General features: G+C 71.3%; 15 protein-coding genes. 11 read left to right on the top strand and 4 right to left on the bottom strand.

The features are described from left to right. Window positions 1-88 precede the first annotated feature (88 nt). Both ACQPZK_RS19795 and ACQPZK_RS19790 read right to left on the bottom strand, forming a co-directional pair. Entirely contained in the window at window positions 89-808 is a 720-nt protein-coding gene (locus ACQPZK_RS19795) for a hypothetical protein (protein WP_433534426.1), read from the bottom strand. A 26-nt stretch (window positions 809-834) separates the two neighbouring features. After that, a complete protein-coding gene (locus tag ACQPZK_RS19790; RefSeq protein ID WP_433534425.1) occupies window positions 835-1,716 on the bottom strand; it encodes an ABC transporter ATP-binding protein in 882 nt (293 codons plus the stop codon). Window positions 1,717-1,823: 107 nt separating this feature from the next. Here ACQPZK_RS19790 and ACQPZK_RS19785 point away from each other — a divergent pair, with 107 nt between their 5' ends. Next, a complete protein-coding gene (locus ACQPZK_RS19785) occupies window positions 1,824-2,966 on the top strand; it encodes a sensor histidine kinase (protein ID WP_433534424.1) in 1,143 nt (380 codons plus the stop codon). Then, entirely contained in the window at window positions 2,963-3,565 is a 603-nt protein-coding gene (locus ACQPZK_RS19780) for a response regulator (RefSeq protein WP_433534423.1), read from the top strand. Before ACQPZK_RS19785 ends, ACQPZK_RS19780 begins: the two co-directional genes overlap by 4 nt. A gap of 357 nt (window positions 3,566-3,922) precedes the next feature. On the opposite strand, the gene ACQPZK_RS19775 is transcribed toward ACQPZK_RS19780, so the two are convergent. Beyond that, complete coding sequence (locus ACQPZK_RS19775) at window positions 3,923-4,282, bottom strand: winged helix-turn-helix transcriptional regulator (RefSeq protein ID WP_433534422.1); 360 nt, start codon at window positions 4,280-4,282, stop codon at window positions 3,923-3,925. An 82-nt stretch (window positions 4,283-4,364) separates the two neighbouring features. On the opposite strand from ACQPZK_RS19775, the gene ACQPZK_RS19770 reads away from it, so the two are divergent. Beyond that, window positions 4,365-5,348 (top strand): zinc-dependent alcohol dehydrogenase family protein, encoded by a 984-nt coding sequence (locus ACQPZK_RS19770; protein WP_433534421.1) that lies wholly within the window; start codon window positions 4,365-4,367, stop codon window positions 5,346-5,348. 72 nt (window positions 5,349-5,420) lie between these two features. Next, window positions 5,421-5,918, top strand: coding sequence for a DUF4395 domain-containing protein (locus ACQPZK_RS19765; protein ID WP_433534420.1), 498 nt, complete (start codon window positions 5,421-5,423; stop codon window positions 5,916-5,918). Between the two features lie 147 nt (window positions 5,919-6,065). On the opposite strand, the gene ACQPZK_RS19760 is transcribed toward ACQPZK_RS19765, so the two are convergent. Beyond that, the gene (locus ACQPZK_RS19760; RefSeq protein WP_433534419.1) at window positions 6,066-7,100 is read right to left on the bottom strand and encodes an LLM class flavin-dependent oxidoreductase; all 1,035 of its coding nucleotides are present in this window, start codon (window positions 7,098-7,100) and stop codon (window positions 6,066-6,068) included. 258 nt (window positions 7,101-7,358) lie between these two features. Here ACQPZK_RS19760 and ACQPZK_RS19755 point away from each other — a divergent pair, with 258 nt between their 5' ends. The 7 genes from ACQPZK_RS19755 to ACQPZK_RS19725 all read left to right on the top strand — a co-directional run bounded on the left by ACQPZK_RS19755 (window position 7,359) and on the right by ACQPZK_RS19725 (window position 15,567). Then, window positions 7,359-8,222: a DUF1684 domain-containing protein gene (locus ACQPZK_RS19755; protein WP_433534418.1), complete on the top strand. Its 864-nt coding sequence runs from the start codon at window positions 7,359-7,361 to the stop codon at window positions 8,220-8,222. A 33-nt stretch (window positions 8,223-8,255) separates the two neighbouring features. Then, window positions 8,256-8,789, top strand: coding sequence for a flavin reductase family protein (locus ACQPZK_RS19750; RefSeq protein WP_433534417.1), 534 nt, complete (start codon window positions 8,256-8,258; stop codon window positions 8,787-8,789). Window positions 8,790-9,249: 460 nt separating this feature from the next. Then, complete coding sequence (locus ACQPZK_RS19745) at window positions 9,250-10,896, top strand: ABC transporter substrate-binding protein (protein WP_433534416.1); 1,647 nt, start codon at window positions 9,250-9,252, stop codon at window positions 10,894-10,896. Window position 10,897: 1 nt separating this feature from the next. Next, window positions 10,898-11,833, top strand: coding sequence for an ABC transporter permease (locus ACQPZK_RS19740; protein ID WP_433534415.1), 936 nt, complete (start codon window positions 10,898-10,900; stop codon window positions 11,831-11,833). 4 nt (window positions 11,834-11,837) lie between these two features. Further along, the gene (locus ACQPZK_RS19735) at window positions 11,838-12,728 is read left to right on the top strand and encodes an ABC transporter permease (protein WP_433534414.1); all 891 of its coding nucleotides are present in this window, start codon (window positions 11,838-11,840) and stop codon (window positions 12,726-12,728) included. Then, on the top strand, window positions 12,728-14,362 hold the full coding sequence (locus ACQPZK_RS19730; RefSeq protein ID WP_433534413.1) for a dipeptide ABC transporter ATP-binding protein: 1,635 nt from the start codon (window positions 12,728-12,730) through the stop codon (window positions 14,360-14,362). The genes ACQPZK_RS19735 and ACQPZK_RS19730 overlap by 1 nt, the downstream gene beginning before the upstream one ends. Further along, window positions 14,359-15,567 (top strand): LLM class flavin-dependent oxidoreductase, encoded by a 1,209-nt coding sequence (locus tag ACQPZK_RS19725; RefSeq protein WP_433534412.1) that lies wholly within the window; start codon window positions 14,359-14,361, stop codon window positions 15,565-15,567. Before ACQPZK_RS19730 ends, ACQPZK_RS19725 begins: the two co-directional genes overlap by 4 nt. The last annotated feature ends 8 nt before the right edge of the window (window positions 15,568-15,575 follow it).

The raw sequence follows: 15,575 nt of genomic DNA, 5'->3' as shown, positions 1-15,575 counted from the left end.
CGGTGCGACCGCGGGAGCGTCCCGCTCTTGGAACAGGAGCAGGAGGAGATCTTCGACGAGGGTCGGGGGTACGACCGGACGTCGCTGGTCATCGGCGGGGCTCCCAGCGGAAGAGTCGGGTGGCGAGGGCGACGGCGATGACGACCCAGCCGAGTGTGGGCGCGAGCAGGGGCAGGGAGTCGGTGACGGCGACGCCGCCGTTCCAGGCGTTCATGACCAGTTCCGTGGCCGCCCCGCCGGGCAGCAGCCGCTTGAGGAAGGCGAGGTTCTCGGTGCCGGAGATGCCTACCCAGCTGGCCATCGCGATCACACCGAGGGTAACGGGCAGGGTGGTGACCTGCGCGTGTTCGGGAGAGTTCGTCAACCCCGCGGTGGCCAGGGCCAGGCCGATCATCATGGCCAGCGTCGCGAGGACCGCCACCACCAGTAGTGCGACGTTGGACGGCCCCCCGGCCACCACGGCCAGGGCGGTCAGAATCGCGGTCACCTGCACCACGGAGAGGACGAGGACGGGCAGCAGCAGGCCGGCGAGGATGCCGGCGTCGCCCTCGGCGGTGGAACGCAGCCGCTTGAGGAAGAGGTTCTGGCGGCGCGAGGCCAGGGTGGTGACGGCCGTGGCGTAGAGGCCGAACGCGGCCACGGTGAACAGCACGATCGCGGCGATGTAGCCGAGGCTCCCCAGGGCCGCGTACGTCTCGTGCTGGCGGACGAAGAACACGCAGACCGCGATCGGGATGATGAGGCTGGTGATCAGCACCAGTCGATTGCGGAAGATCTGGATCAGTTCGCTGGAGGCGATGGACAACACGGTGGCGCTCCTCGGGAAGGTATGGATCAGTTGCTGATGGCGCGGAAGACGTCGTCGAGCCGGGTCGGCCCCGCCGCCAGGTCGCGCAGTTCCACGGCGTGGTCCTGCGCCCAGCCGAGCAGGAGGTGCAGGTCCTTCTGCAGCTCGAAGGACTCGACCGTGACGTTCCCGTCGGCGTCGACGACGGCCGGAATCGGCAGCTGCGGAACCGGCGCGGCGAGGGAGAAGCGGATCACGCCGGGGAGGGTGTGGGTCAGCTCGGAGACGGTGCCCTCGCGGTGCAGGGTGCCCTGGTGCATGAGCCCGATCCGGTCGGCGCGCTGCTGCGCCTCCTCCAGGTAGTGCGTGGTGAGCATGATGGTGGCGCCGTTCTCCCGGAGTCGGTCCACGGTCGCCCAGACGGCGTCGCGGGACTGGATGTCGAGGCCGGTGGTCGGCTCGTCCAGGAAGATCAGTTCCGGGGTGCCGTACACGGCGGTGGCGAAGTCCAGCCGGCGCTTCTCCCCGCCGGACAGCTGAGACACCCTCCGGCCGGCCCGGTCGGTGAGGTCGACCAGGTCGATCACCCGGTCGACGTCGTCGGTGCGCCGGGTGAGCCGGCCGATCAGGCCGATGGACTCACGGACGGTGAGGTCCGGGGAGAATCCGCTCTCCTGGAGCATGACGCCCATCCGGGGACGTACCACCCGCCGATCGTCGGGGCGGTGCCCGAAGACGCGCACGGTGCCCGAGGTCGGGTTGCGATGCCCCTCGACGACTTCCAGGGTCGAGGTCTTGCCAGCTCCGTTGGTGCCCAGCAGGGCGTACAGCTCTCCGGGCCGTACCTCGAAGGAGAGGTCCTTGACTGCGTGAAAGTCGCCGTAGGCGAGGTTCAGGCGTTCGACTTCGATGACGGGTGTGGTGGACATGCACCCATGACAGCGCGGGCGCGGCCGTCCCGTCAGTGGCGCCATGTCATCACCGCATGTGACGTGGTGTCACTGTTCATGGCGTCCGGCGGCCCGATACTGATGTGGTGACCGCTGGATCACCACGCTTCACCGAGTCGACGCAGGGGCGGCTGCGCCGGCTCAACCTCGCCACCTCCCTGCCGCCGGTGGTGTTCGCCGCGGTGGTCCTGCTCTACACCGACGCGCGTACCTGGTGGCACTTCCTCGTCCTGGCGCCCGGAGCCGTGGCGGCGGTGGTGGCCTTCGAACGGTGGACGGCCAACGACCTGGCGCGGGTGGCGCGGCCGTGCCTGGTCGTGGCCGCGGTCGTGTGGCCACTGGGAGTTCTGGTGACCGGCAGCCCCAACGCCTACTGGGGGTTCTGTGCGGTCGGCTCGCTCGCCATGCGCGAGGTCCGGCGGCGGCGGAAGCTGGCGCTGACCGGACTCTTCACCTATGTCGCCGCGGTCGGCGTGGCGCGGCTGCTGGTGCAGCGGGACGACATCGGCCACGTTCTGGTCACCTACGTTCTCATTCCGACCGTCCTCACCATCGTCGTGACGGTCCTCACCATCGTGGGCGAGCGGTTCTACGACCTCATCCGGGAACTCGAACAGACTCGGGAACGCGAGGCGGAGCTGGCCGTGGTCCGGGAGCGCGTGCGGTTCGCCAGCGACCTGCACGACATCCAGGGCCACACCCTGCACGTGGTCAAGCTGAAGATCGCCCTGGCGCAGCGGCTGCTGACTCGCGACACCGAGCGGGCGGAGAAGGAGCTACGGGAGACGTACGCGCTGGTCAGCGACACCATCGCGCAGACCAAGGAACTGGCGTACGCGCAGCGGCGGCTCAACCTCACCGCCGAGATCGAGAACGCCAAGAACCTCTTCGAGGCCGCCGGCATCCGGGTGCGGGTGACCCGGGAGTCGGAGGTCGATGCCAGGGTCAGTGAACTGCTGGGGCAGGTGCTGCGCGAGACGACCACGAACATCCTGCGGCACGCGCAGGCCACCCAGGTACAGATCACCCTCACCGAGTCGGGCATCACCATCGTCAACGACGGGGTGACCGCCACCTCGCCCCCGGAGCTGCGGGGGTTGGCGGCACTGCGGCAACGGGTGGCGGGCGACGGAGGGGAACTGGGCGTGGAACAGCAGCAGGGACGTTTCCGGACGGCGGCGACGTTCCCGGCCGTGCGTGCCGGCGCGGAGCGGGGTGACGGCCGATGACCACGATCGTGCTCGCCGACGACGAGGCGCTGCTGCGCAGCGCCCTGGCCGCGCTGCTGCCCATGGAGGGCGACGTCACCGTCCTCGCTGAGGCGTCCGACGGCAGGACAGCCGTCGAGGCCACCCTGCGGCATGAGCCCGACGTGCTAGTCATCGACCTGGAGATGCCGGGCGTGGACGGCCTCGGCGCGGTCGCCGAGATCCGCCGTACGCGCCCGGAGCAGGTGGTCCTCATGCTGACCCGGCACGCCCGTCCCGGCGTGCTCCGCAAGGCGTTGAAGCTGGGCGTCCAGGGCTTCGTCAGCAAGTCCGCCGAACCGGCGCACATCTCCTCGGTCATCGCCACCCTGCACGCGGGAAAGCGCTGGATCGACCCGGACGTGTCCGCGCTCGCCGTCACCGAGGACAACCCCCTCACCGACCGCGAAGCGGACGTCCTGCGGGTCACCGGCGAGGGCTACTCGGTGGCCGACATCGCCGCTCGGCTGCACCTCGCCCCGGGCACCGTGCGCAACTACCTCTCCAACGCCATGCGCAAGACCCAGACCCGGACCCGCCACGAAGCGGCCCGCTACGCCCGCGAACACGACTGGCTGTGACCGGAGGGGCGACCGGCGGAACGCCAGCATCGCGGCGGCCTGGTTCAGGATCTGCGGACACCGACCTGGCCTCGCGTGTCAGCGCCGGCGAGCTGCGGATCCAGGTCGCTCAGCGAGTGGCGCTGGCCGACCTGCCCGCCGTCCACGCCCAGGTCGGGGCGGGGGAGCTGCCGGGCAAGACCATCATCCTTGCGCAGACGGCCTGACGTCGCGCCGCCGTCCGGGCCTTGTCGCTAAGGTGCGCGAGGGCAGCCTGGCCGGAGGGGGTCCGCGCCTGTCCACCAGAACCGCAACGGACTCGGCGACCGCTTCCGGCATGCACCTCAACCACGTGCTGGCAGAGGACCGGCACCTGCTTCAGGCCTGCTTCTTCTCCTGGAAGTTGACGATCGCCTCTCCATTGTCGCGGGCCCAGTCGGTGAGTGCCCTGATCGGCTCGACCAGGGTGCCTCCGAGTTCGGTCAGGCTGTACTCGACGCGCGGCGGCGCTTCGGCGTACGCGTGCCGTTCGACCAGGCCGTACGCCTGAAGACGGCGGAGCGTCTGGGTGAGGACCTTGCGCGAGATGCCGCCGATGAGCTCGGCCAGCTCGCTGGGCCGCTGCGGCTTGAGGCTGAGCGCGAACAGCACGATCACGGCCCACTTTTCGGTGATGATCTCGACCGTCAGGCGGGTTGGGCAGTCGGCGAGGAAGACCTGTCCGGGGGCGTTGTGCACGAGGTCAAAAGTTACCAGCGGGTTCCTGTCGGCTCCGTAGCGTCCCAAGGCGTACCGCTACTGATAGCTGAAGGAGCCACCCATGCCGCGAGTAGTTGTGTTCGACGAGATCGGTGGTCCGGACGTCCTGCGCATCGTCGAGGAGCCGGTTGTCGAACCTGAAGCGGGCGAGGTGCGCGTCCGGATCGAGGCCTTCGCGGTCAACCCGATCGACCGGATGGTCCGCGCCGGCCAGTCTCCGCGGCCCGTGCGGTTGCCGCACGCCCGGTTGGGCATCGAGGGGACCGGCGTCGTCGACGCGCTGGGCTCCGGTGTCACCGGGCTGGCGGTCGGCGATCCGGTCATCCTCGGTGCCGTCCCCGATTTCGAGACCAAGGGTGCCTACGCCGAATACACCACGTTGGGGGCGAGCAGGGTGGTGCCCCGTCCCGCCGGTCTGGACGTCCTCGGTGCGGCGGCGCTGTGGGTGGCGTACTTCACCGCGTACGGCGCGCTCGTCGAGAAGGCCGGGATGCGCCCCGGCGACCATGTTCTGATCACGGCGGCGTCAGGTGGTGTCGGCCGCGCCGCGATCCAGATCGCCAACCAGATCGGTGCTGTTCCCATCGCGGTCACCCGGCATACCGCAAAGCACGAGAGTCTGCTTGCCGCCGGTGCTGCTGCGGTCGTCGCCACCGACCGCGGGGAAGTGGCCGAATCTGCTCGATCGCACACCGGTGGCAAAGGCGTCGACATCATCCTGGACGCTGTCATGGGTCCGGGCCTGGCCGACCTGTCCCTGGCCGCCAAGCTCGGCGGCACCCTGGCCACCGTGGGCTGGCTGGACCCGAGGCCCGCGTCGTTCCCGGCGAACCCCTCGCTGACCGTTCACCGGTACATGGCTTTCGCTGACATGACCGACCCGGAGATCGTCAGACGTGTCGCGGCCTTCCTGACCGCCGGCGTCCGTACCGGCGTACTGCGACCCGCGATCGACCGAGTGTTCGGCTTCGACGACATCATCGAGGCGCACCGCCACCTGGAGGCGGGAACGGCAGCGGGCAAGATCGTCGTGAAGGTCCGCTAGCTTCACGACCGGTCCGTCCGCCCCGGCCATAAAGGATACTCAATCTATAGGAATAGTCGGTAGTGTGCCGCCATGGCCAGCGCGCTGTTCGGGTTCCCCAACCCGGTGAACGAGGTGTCCGCCCGACTCGTCGCCGGTGGGGTGGTCATCCTGTCCACGGTGACGATCGTGCTGGACCGGCCCTGGATCAGCGCGCTGATCGCGTACGGGTTTGTCGCGCGGGTGCTCACCGGCCCCAAACTCAGCCCACTCGGCCTGCTCGCCACGCGGGTGATCACGCCGCGGCTGCCGGTGCGGGCCAAGCTCGTCGCGGGGCCGCCCAAGCGGTTCGCTCAGGGGATCGGCGCTGTGCTGTCCGTCAGTGCGGCGGTGCTGGCGCTCGGGTTCGGGCAGCACCTCGCGGCGTACGTCGTCCTCGGGGTGGTGATCGTGGCGGCGACACTTGAATCGGTGTTCGCGTTCTGCGTGGGCTGCGCGGTCTTCGCGGGGCTCATGAGGGTCGGATGGATCCCCGAGGCCGTCTGCGCCGAATGCAACGACATCTGGAGCCGTGTGCTGGCAAACGGATAGAAGACCGTCGGATCGGGTTCCCGCTCGACCGAATGCGCCGCCCGGGCCGATGGTCCGGGCGGCGACGGGCTGGTCGACGTCGAGCGTTCGCGCCGGGAAAATCCAGGACGGGAATTCGTGGCTCCTCGCTCAACTGGCCAGCCCACGTCAGCGGCTGGGGTGCCATCCGAGCAAGGGGCCGAGCCGGGTCGCCATGTCGGTGAGGATCTGCGCGTAGTCGGCCGGTGCGAAGGTGAAGGGCAGGGCGAACGCGACCTCGTCCACCTCGCGGAACGCGACATTGTCGAGCAGTCGTTCGGCGATCTGCTCCGACGGGCCGACGAGGTCGGGGGCGAACATCATCCGGGCCGGACCCTGGGGTGACGCCGTTCGAGGCGTGCGTTGCAGGGCGTACTCCTCGTAGCGGGCACGTTGGGCCGAGGTGGCGGTGTCGGTGGGAATGACGACCAGCCCCTGCGAGACGCGAGCGCGTTCGCCGTCCGGGTGGTGGGCGCGGAAGGCGCGGATGTGCGAGAGCTGAATCTCGGCGAAGTCGGTGGACTCCTCGGCCTTGACCACGCTGCTGGTGAGCAGGTTCATGCCGTGCTCGCCGGCCCAACGAGCGGAGCTGAGGCTGCCGGCGCCGTACCACATCCGGGCGGCCAGGCCGGGGGAGTGCGGTTGCACCCGGCGGGAGAACTGCTCGAAGCCCTCGAAGCCCTCGACGTCGCTGGCCGGCTCGCCGCGAACGAGGTCGAGCAGCCGTCGAACCCGCGTGTAGGTGAAATCCTCCGCCTCGGCGGTGTCCGGGTAGAGCGCTCGGCGGACCCGGTCGTAGTGCATGGGTGGCCCGACGCTCACCCCGGGGTTGAGGCGTCCTCCGGAGAGGATGTCGACCGTGGCCAGGTCCTCGGCCAGCCGCAGGGGGTTCTCCCAGCCGAGCGGGATGACCGCGGTGCCGAGTTCGATGTGTCGGGTCCGCTGTGAGGCCGCCGCCAGTACGGCGATCGGTGAGGAGATGCCGTACTGGAGGTGGCGGTGGCGTACCCAGGTGCTGTCGAAGCCGAGTTGCTCGCCCAACTCGATGAGCTCAAGTGTCGCCTCGTGGCCGGTGCGAGGGTCGGCCTCGTCGAACAGGCCGATGGTCAGGAAGCCGAGCTTTCGCAGTGGCGCCGACCGCTTCGACACAGGTGTTTCAGTCACCGTCCGCCTCCAAGGATGCTCACCCAAAGACTTGAAATCCTACTTGATTGGTAGGAAAATCGACCCATGCTGCTGGTACGGCTGTTCACCTCCCGCCGGGTCGTCGACCTGATGCGGGTCGCCGCGCAGCTGTGTCACCGGGCCGCCCTTCCGGCCTGAGCAGGGGATCTCTGCCCGCCGGTTGTCGTCCCGCCGGCTCGCGTCCGGCACCTCCGCACCCCGTTCCGAGTGGTCGTACGCCAACGAGAGGGATCGGTCATGACAAATGATCTCGCACCGTCCGGATCCGCCGACGCGGCACAATCCAGTCGCGCGTTCGCCGAGGACTGGCAGGAGTGGCATCGCCGGCACGAGGAGGCGCGGGCGGACCGCCACGGCTTCCTCGCCGTGGCCGGACTGCACTGGCTCACCGGGGAGCCGCAGCGGTTCCCCGGTGTGCCGGGGACGTGGCACACCGGGACAAAGGGGCCGGTGGTGACCCTCGCCGACGACGAGGAGATCGTCGTCGACGGCCGCCGCGTCCGGGAGCGGCACGAGTTCGGGCCGATCGCCGAGCGCGCCGGCATCACCGTGGACATCGACGGCGGCGTCCTCGAGGTGGCCCGGCGGGGTGGGTACGACATCCTCCGACCCCGACGTCCCGACCACCCGCTGCGGACGCACTACCGGGGCACCGCCACCCATCCGCCCGCCGAGCGGTGGGTGTTCCAGGGGCGGTTCGTGCCGTTCGACCGTCCACGACCGACCACGGTCGGCGCTGCCGTGGAAGGCCTCCAGCACGTCTACGACGCGCCCGGTCGGATCGAGTTCAGCGTCGACGGGCTGTCGCTGAGCCTGACCGCGTTCAACGGCGCTACGCCCGGCAGCCTGTCGGTGCTGTTCACCGACGCCACCTCCGGCGTCACCACCTACGGGGCCAACCGGTCGCTGGCCGTCGGGGCGCCGGACGAGCAGGGTCGGGTGATCCTGGACTTCAACCGGGCCGTCAACCTGCCGTGCGCGTACACCGACTTCGCGACCTGCCCGCTGCCCCCGACGGAGAACCGGCTGCCGGTCGCCGTCGAGGCCGGCGAGAAGATCCCGTTCGAGCGGCTGGCCGCCGACCTCGCCGCCCGTTCCTAGCGCTCCGTGCCGTCACCCCTCGGGAGGAACGCCATGACCTCGTCCACCAACGAGCCGACCGACGCCGACGCCGACGCGCTGCGCAGGTTGCTGCGCCACCAGGCCAGCACCGTCACGGTGGTCACCGCCCCCGGTACACCGCCGGTGGGCTTCACCGCGACATCGTTCACGTCGGTGTCGCTGACGCCGCCGATCGTCTCGTTCTGCCTGAATCTCGGCTCGTCCACGTGGCCGACGCTGGCGCAGGCGCGGCACGTGGCGGTGCACCTGCTCGCGCACGGCCAGCAGGACCTGGCCCAGACGTTCGCCACGAGCGGCATCGACCGCTTCGCCGCCCCGACCCGCTGGCGGCCCGGGCCGAACGGGCTGCCGATCCTCGACGGCGCCCTGGCCTGGCTGGTGTGCCGGGTCGTCGACCGGGTGGTCGTCGGCGATCACGTGGTCGTGCTGGCCGAGCCGGAACTGCTCCGGCACGCCGACGTCGGCTCGCCGTTGCTCTACCACCGGGGTCGCTACGCGGGCCTCGCGGACGCCCCGGACGGCACGGCCCGTCGCGCCGCCGCCTGACCGCATGAGGCCGGGGTGTTCCGGCGGCCGTCGTCAGCAGCGCGGTGACGTGCCCGGTGGGTCGGTCCCGGCCCGGCGCGGGTCCAGGTCGACGCACCGGACACATTCCCTCTAAATCCTATAGCCTTAGTAGGTAATGCGTCAACGAATCGGCGTCCCCACGTGCGATAGCCGACATCCATCGACCGATGTGTTGACACCGTCCCGCGCGGCGAGTGGACTCGGCTCATGTCCAGCGAGCTGCGGCTGACGATCCGCGGCCACATCGACTTCGGTCGGGTGTGGTCGAGTTCCTGTCTGGCCTGACCGGCACTCCGCTCACACCGGCCCGCCGAGGTGGGGCTCACTGCCGAGCCGACCGCCGAGCCATCAGCACCGACACCGTGACCGACCCGCGCCCACCGCGCCGGGTCGAGTGTCGGCGTACCCGGTACCGCCTGCCTGGACAGGAGACCTCGCCATGCCCGCCAACCGTCTGCGAACCCTCGCCGCCGCCGTGCTCGCCCCACTGCTCGCCGTCGTCGCCGGGTGCTCCACCACCGCCACGCCGGCCGCCGAAGCCGCCGGCCAGCCCCGCTCCGGCGGCAGCCTCACCTGGGCCGTGGAGACCGAGCCGATCACCCTCAACCCGCACCAGTACGCCCAGGCCAAGGCCCGCCTGCTGGTCTGGAACACCTTCGAGTCCCTGCTCACCTACGACAAGCAGGGCAAGCTGACGCCGTGGCTGGCCACCGGCTGGCAGGTCGCCCCGGACGGGTTGTCGTACACCCTGACACTGCGCGACGGTGTCACCTTCTCGGACGGCACGCCCCTGGACGCCGCCGCCGTGAAGGCGAACATCGACAAACTCCGCGAACCCGGTTACGCCCCCGCTGTCGCCGCCGTGCAACTGCGCAACCTCAAGGCCGTCGAGGTCGTCGATCCGCGCACCGTACGGCTCACCCTCACCACCCCCGACGTGCTCATCCTCGACTTCCTCGCCTCGCCGCAGGGCGCGCAGATCTCGCCCAAGTCGCTGCGCGAGGCGAAGAACCTCAAGGCCGGCGGCGTCGACGTGGTCGGCACCGGACCGTTCGTGCTGGACCGCTACGTCGCCGGTCAGGAGCTGCACTACCGGCGTAACCCCGGCTACGACTGGGCGCCGCCCACCGCGACCCACACCGGCCCCGCCTACCTCGACGAGGTCACCTACCGCTTCCTGAAGGAGTCGGCGGTGCGCGTCGGCGCGCTCACGTCCAGCCAGGTTCAGGTCATCGAGGGCGTGCCCGCCACCGACCAGCCGTTGGTCACCCGCAACCGGGCGCTGCGCCTGAGCCGGGAGCTCAACTCCGGCTCCGCCTACTCGTACTACTTCAACACCTCGCACGCGCCCTTCGACGACCTGCGGGTCCGCCAGGCATTCCGCGAGGCCGTCGACGTGGACACCGTGCTCCGGTCGGTCTACCGGGACACCGCCACCCGCGCCTGGAGCGTCATCAGCCCGTCCAGCCCGCTCTACGACAAGCGGCTCGACGGCAGCGCGTACAGCGGCAATCCCGCCAGGGCGAACACCCTGCTGGACCAGGCCGGCTGGACCGCGCGGGACGCCGACGGCTACCGGGTGAAGGCCGGCAGACGACTCACCGTACGGCTCGTGCAGTCCGCACCCTTCGTCCGCGACCGACGCGACGTCCTGGCGCAGGCCGTGCAGGCGGCCGTCAAGCAGAGCGCCGGCATCGACCTGAAGGTGTCGCTCGTCGACCAGGGCACCGCCACCGACGCCATCCAGCGCAACGAGTACGAGGTCTTCGACAACTCGCGGGCCGACACCGACGCCGGGGCAGCACTGAACCTGCTGCTGCACTCGAAGGGCGGCATCAACCGCACCCAGGTCAACGATCCCCGGATCGACCAGCTGCTGGAGGCCGGTCAGGCCACCGTGGACCCGACGAAGCGGGCCGGCATCTACGCCGAACTCCAGCAACGGGTCGTCGTCGAGCAGGCCCTGTTGCTGCCGCTGTACGCGCCCGCCGACCAGATCGCCGCCGGCACCGGCGTCGGCGGCGTCCGCTTCGAGCCCACCGCCGGGGTGCCCGCCAGCGCGTACGACCTGTGGATCGGCAAGTGACATGAGCCGACCACCCGTGCGCGCCGTCGCCCGCCGGCTCGGGGCCGGCCTGGTCGTCCTCTGGGTCGCGGCCACCGCGGCCTACCTCGCGCTGCTCGCCGCCCCCGGCGAGACCGTGGACAACATCGTCGGCGACGGCGCGGACACCCCGCAGATCCGCGCGGAGATCATCAGCGAGTGGGGCCTGGACCGGCCGGCCGTCGTGCAGTACCTCGACTACCTCGGGCGGTTGGGCAGCGGCGACCTGGGTCGCTCGTACCTCCTGCAACGACCCGTCACCGAGGTGATCGGCGAACAGCTCGCCCCCACCCTCAGGCTCGCGGTCGTCGCCGCCGGGCTCGGGGTGCTGCTCGCCCTGCTCATCGCGGTGGCCACCGCCGGGAACCGGCGACCGTGGCTGCGCCGACTCAGCTCCGGCACCGAACTGCTGCTGGTCTCCACCCCGTCGTTCCTGATCGGGCTCCTGCTGCTCAGCGTGCTGTCGTTCCGGTTCGGCCTCTTCCCGGTGTCGGGTGACCAGGGCGTCGCCGCGTTGGTGCTGCCCGCCGTCACCCTCGCGCTGCCCATCGCCGGGCTGCTCGCCCAGGTGCTGCGCGACGGCATCGACAAGGCCCTCGACGAGCCGTTCGTGCTCACCGCACGGTCCCGAGGCGTACGGGAACGAACGGTGTTGGTACGCCACGCGTTGCGGCACGCCGTCCTGCCGGCGGTCAGTCTGGCCGGCTGGGTCTTCGGCATCGTGATCAGCGGCACCGTCATCGTCGAACAGGTCTTCGGCCGCCCCGGCCTCGGCCAGGTCACCCTCTCCGCGGTCACCACCCGGGACATGCCGGTGGTGCTGGCCGTGGTCACCCTCTCCGCCGCCGGCTACGTCGTGGTCAACACCACCGCCGACCTGGCGTACCTGCTGGTCGACCCGCGTCTGCGAAGGAGCTGACCCGATGACCGTCACCCTGGGCACCCCGCTCACCGAAGCGCCCGCCCGGATCCTCGCCGACCCGACCGAACCGGTCGTACGGCGACGGTCCCGGCCGGGTCCGGGCCTGCTCGCCGCCGGGGCGTACCTCGTCCTGCTGGTCGTCGCCGCGGCCTGGCCGGCGGCGCTGGCTCCCGCCGACCCGCTGGCGGCCGATCCGCTCGCCGTGTTGAGTCCGCCCGGCGCCGGGCACTGGTTCGGGACCGATCACCTCGGCCGCGATGTCCTGACCCGGGTGGTGCACGGCGCCGGTCACTCGCTCACCATCGGTGTGGCCGCCACCGCGATCGCCGTGACCGGCGGGGTGCTGCTCGGCCTGCTCGCCGGCCTCACGCACCGGGTCGCCGACGAGGCGCTGAGCCGCACGTTCGACGCGCTGTCGGCGTTTCCGATGCTGCTGCTGGCGCTGCTGTTCATCGCCATCGCCGGCCCCGGCACCGTCAGCCTGATCGTCGCCATCGGTATCGCCACCCTCCCGCACCACGCTCGTGTGGTCCGTGGTCAGACGCTTGTCGTCCGCCGCTCCGGCTTCGTCGAACAGGCCGTCACCTTCGGGCAGTCCCGGCCTCGGCTGGTGCTGCGGCACGTGCTGCCCAACGTGGTCGGCCCGGTGCCGGTGCTCGCCGTGATCGGGCTCGGTGAGGCGATCCTGGCCGCCGCCGGGCTCAGCTTCCTCGGCATGGGCCCTCAGCCGCCGTCCCCGGAGTGGGGCGCGATGCTCTCCGAGGGACGCAACTACCTCCAGGTGGCCTGGTGGATCAGCATCCTGCCCGGCCTGGCCGTCACCGCCACGGTGGTCTCGCTGACCGTCGTCGGCCGGCACTGGCAGGCCCGCTTCGACGGGCGGCGACGCTGATGGCGCCGCTGGTCGCGGTCGAGGACCTGCACGTCGACTTCGACACCCCGACCGGGCGGGTGGCCGCGGTACGCGGGATCAGCTTCACCGTCGAGCGCGGCGAGTGCGTGGCCGTCGTCGGGGAGTCCGGTTCCGGCAAGAGCGTCACCGCCCGTACCCTGGTCGGTCTTGCCGGCCCGGACGCGCGGGTCCGCGCCGCCCGGCTCGACCTGGCCGGGGAGGACGTGCGCACGCACCGCCCACGGGACTGGCGGCGGGTCCGGGGTCGCCTCGCCGGGCTGGTCCTCCAGGACGCGCTGGTCTCCCTCGATCCACTGCGGACGGTGGGCGCCGAGGTCGGCGAGGTGCTCACCACCCACGGCATCGTCGGCCGCACGGAACGGGCCGGCCGGGTCGCCCACCTGCTCGACCTGGTCCACCTGCCGGAGCCGCAGCGGCGGGCCCGACAGTATCCGCACCAGCTCTCCGGCGGGCTGCGGCAGCGGGCGCTGATCGCCTCGGCGATCGCCGGGGAGCCGGCACTGCTCATCGCCGACGAGCCGACCACCGCGCTGGACGTCACCGTGCAGGCCCAGATCCTGCGGCTGCTCGCCGAACGGCGGGCCGCCGGGGTGAGCCTGCTGCTGATCAGCCACGACCTGGCGGTGGTCGCCCAGGTCGCCGACCGGGTGCTGGTCATGCGCGACGGTCGCATCGTCGAGCACGGGCCCACCGACCGGCTGCTGCGGGCACCGGAACACCCGTACACCCGGCAGTTGCTGGCCGCGGTGCCCTCGGCGTCGTCGCGGGGCCGCCGCCTCGCCGCGGTCGAGGGCGTCCGGGCGGCCCTGCCCGCCCGCGGCGAGGTCCGCCCGGACGACCGGGTGCTCGACGCGCGCGGGCTGACCAGGAGGTACGGCGAGCACACCGTCGTCAGCGACGTCTCCTTCTCGGTGGCACGCGGCGAGACGCTCGGGCTGGTGGGGGAGTCGGGATCCGGCAAGAGCACCGTGGCGCGGATCGTCGCCGGTCTGCTCGATCCGGACGCCGGCACCGTCACCTTCGAAGGGCTGCCGTGGTCCGCCGTTCGGGAACGGACCCGCCGCCCGTTGCGCCGCCGGCTGCAACTGATCTCGCAGGACCCGCTCAGCTCCTTCGACCCCCGCTACGCGGTGGGCCAGGTGATCGGGGAGAACCTCGACCCGGACGTGGACCGGCGGGACCGGCGCGACCACGTCGTCGACCTGCTACGCCGGGTCGGCCTCGGGCCGGATCTGCTGGACCGGCATCCCCGACATCTCTCCGGCGGGCAACGGCAGCGGGTCGCCGTCGCCCGCGCGATCGCCCCGCGACCGAGTCTGATCATCTGCGACGAGCCGGTCTCCGCCCTCGACGTCTCCGTCCAGGCGCAGGTCCTCGACCTGTTGGCCGAGCTACGCGCCGCCGACGGCACCGCGCTGCTGTTCATCTCCCACGACCTGGGGGTGGTGCACCACCTGAGCGACCGGGTGCTGGTGATGCACGACGGCACGGTGGTCGAGCAGGGACCGGTCGGCGACGTCTTCACCTACCCCCGACACGACTACACCCGATCGTTGCTCGACGCGCTGCCCACGCTCGTCGTCGCCGGCCGACCGCAGGAGGAACGCCCATGACCGAGAAGTCACTGCACCTTGCAGTCGCCCTCGACGGCCTCGGCTGGCACCCCGCCGCCTGGCGTCTCTCCCGCGCCGGCGCGTCGGCGCCGCTGACCGCCCGCTACTGGGCCGCCCTCGCCGGAGAGGCCGAACGCGCCACACTGGACCTGCTCACCTTCGAGGACAGCCTCGACCTCCAGTCGACGCGACCCGACGGCCCCGACGGCCGGGTCGACCAGCTCCGTGGACGCCTCGACGCGGTGCAGATCGCGGCGCGGTTGGCCCCGCTGACCCGGCACATCGGGCTGGTGCCCACCACCAGCACCACCCACACCGAGCCGTTCCACCTCGCCACCGGGGTGGCCACGCTCGACCACCTCAGCGGCGGCCGGGCCGGCTGGCGACCCCGGGTCTCCGCCCGGCACGCCGAGGCCGGACACTTCGGCCGACGGGAGATCCCCGCCCTGGATCCGACCCGGCTCGACGACCCGGAGGTCGTCCGACTCGTCGGCGACCTGTTCGCGGAGGCCGGCGACGCCGTGGAGGTCGTCCGCCGCCTGTGGGACAGCTGGCAGGACGACGCCGAGATCCGGGACGTCGCCAGCGGACGCTTCGTCGACCGGGAACGACTGCACTACATCGACTTCGTGGGCCGGTGGTTCTCGGTCAAGGGCCCCTCGATCGTGCCCCGATCCCCGCAGGGCCAGCCGGTGGTGGCCGCGCTGGCCCACTCGTCGGTGCCGTACGCCTTCGCCGCCCGGCACGCCGACGTCGTCTTCGTCACCCCGACCGACGCCGAACACGCCGCCGCGATCGTCGCCGAGGTCCGGGCCGCCGAGACGGCCGTCGGCCGGAGCGAACCGCCGCTGCGCGTGTTCGCCGACCTGGGTGTCCTGCTCGACGAGTCGCCGACCCTCGCCCGCCGACGCGGCGCCCGCCTCGACGAGCTGCACGGCCAGGAGTTCCGCTCGGACGCGGCCACCTTCACCGGAACGGCGGCCGACCTGGCGGACCTGATCGCCACGTGGCAGCGCTCGGGTGTGGACGGGTTCCGGTTGCGACCCGCCGTGCTTCCCCACGACCTGACCCTGATCACCCGTGCGTTGGTGCCCGCGCTGCGGGGCCGAGGTCTGTTCCGTGTCGGATATCCCGGCGGGACGCTGCGGGACCTGCTCGGCCTGCCCCGACCGGCCAGCCGGTACGCCGTCGCGGCGACCGCCTGACTCCTGGA

Origin of the sequence: Micromonospora sp. CA-249363, assembly GCF_050950185.1 — a bacterium.
In the GTDB taxonomy this organism is placed as follows: domain Bacteria; phylum Actinomycetota; class Actinomycetes; order Mycobacteriales; family Micromonosporaceae; genus Micromonospora.
The sequence above is the reverse complement of the archived record's forward strand: the minus strand, read 5'-3'. Positions and strand labels throughout refer to the sequence as shown.

What these genes read in the sequence shown, in the direction of transcription:
- ACQPZK_RS19790 (WP_433534425.1), bottom strand. Translation starts at nt 1,716, where the DNA reads ATGTCCACCACACCCGTCATCGAAGTCGAACGCCTGAACCTCGCCTAC.
- ACQPZK_RS19780 (WP_433534423.1), top strand. Translation starts at nt 2,963, where the DNA reads ATGACCACGATCGTGCTCGCCGACGACGAGGCGCTGCTGCGCAGCGCC.
- ACQPZK_RS19770 (WP_433534421.1), top strand. Translation starts at nt 4,365, where the DNA reads ATGCCGCGAGTAGTTGTGTTCGACGAGATCGGTGGTCCGGACGTCCTG.
- ACQPZK_RS19765 (WP_433534420.1), top strand. Translation starts at nt 5,421, where the DNA reads ATGGCCAGCGCGCTGTTCGGGTTCCCCAACCCGGTGAACGAGGTGTCC.
- ACQPZK_RS19755 (WP_433534418.1), top strand. Translation starts at nt 7,359, where the DNA reads ATGACAAATGATCTCGCACCGTCCGGATCCGCCGACGCGGCACAATCC.
- ACQPZK_RS19750 (WP_433534417.1), top strand. Translation starts at nt 8,256, where the DNA reads ATGACCTCGTCCACCAACGAGCCGACCGACGCCGACGCCGACGCGCTG.
- ACQPZK_RS19745 (WP_433534416.1), top strand. Translation starts at nt 9,250, where the DNA reads ATGCCCGCCAACCGTCTGCGAACCCTCGCCGCCGCCGTGCTCGCCCCA.
- ACQPZK_RS19740 (WP_433534415.1), top strand. Translation starts at nt 10,898, where the DNA reads ATGAGCCGACCACCCGTGCGCGCCGTCGCCCGCCGGCTCGGGGCCGGC.
- ACQPZK_RS19735 (WP_433534414.1), top strand. Translation starts at nt 11,838, where the DNA reads ATGACCGTCACCCTGGGCACCCCGCTCACCGAAGCGCCCGCCCGGATC.
- ACQPZK_RS19730 (WP_433534413.1), top strand. Translation starts at nt 12,728, where the DNA reads ATGGCGCCGCTGGTCGCGGTCGAGGACCTGCACGTCGACTTCGACACC.
- ACQPZK_RS19725 (WP_433534412.1), top strand. Translation starts at nt 14,359, where the DNA reads ATGACCGAGAAGTCACTGCACCTTGCAGTCGCCCTCGACGGCCTCGGC.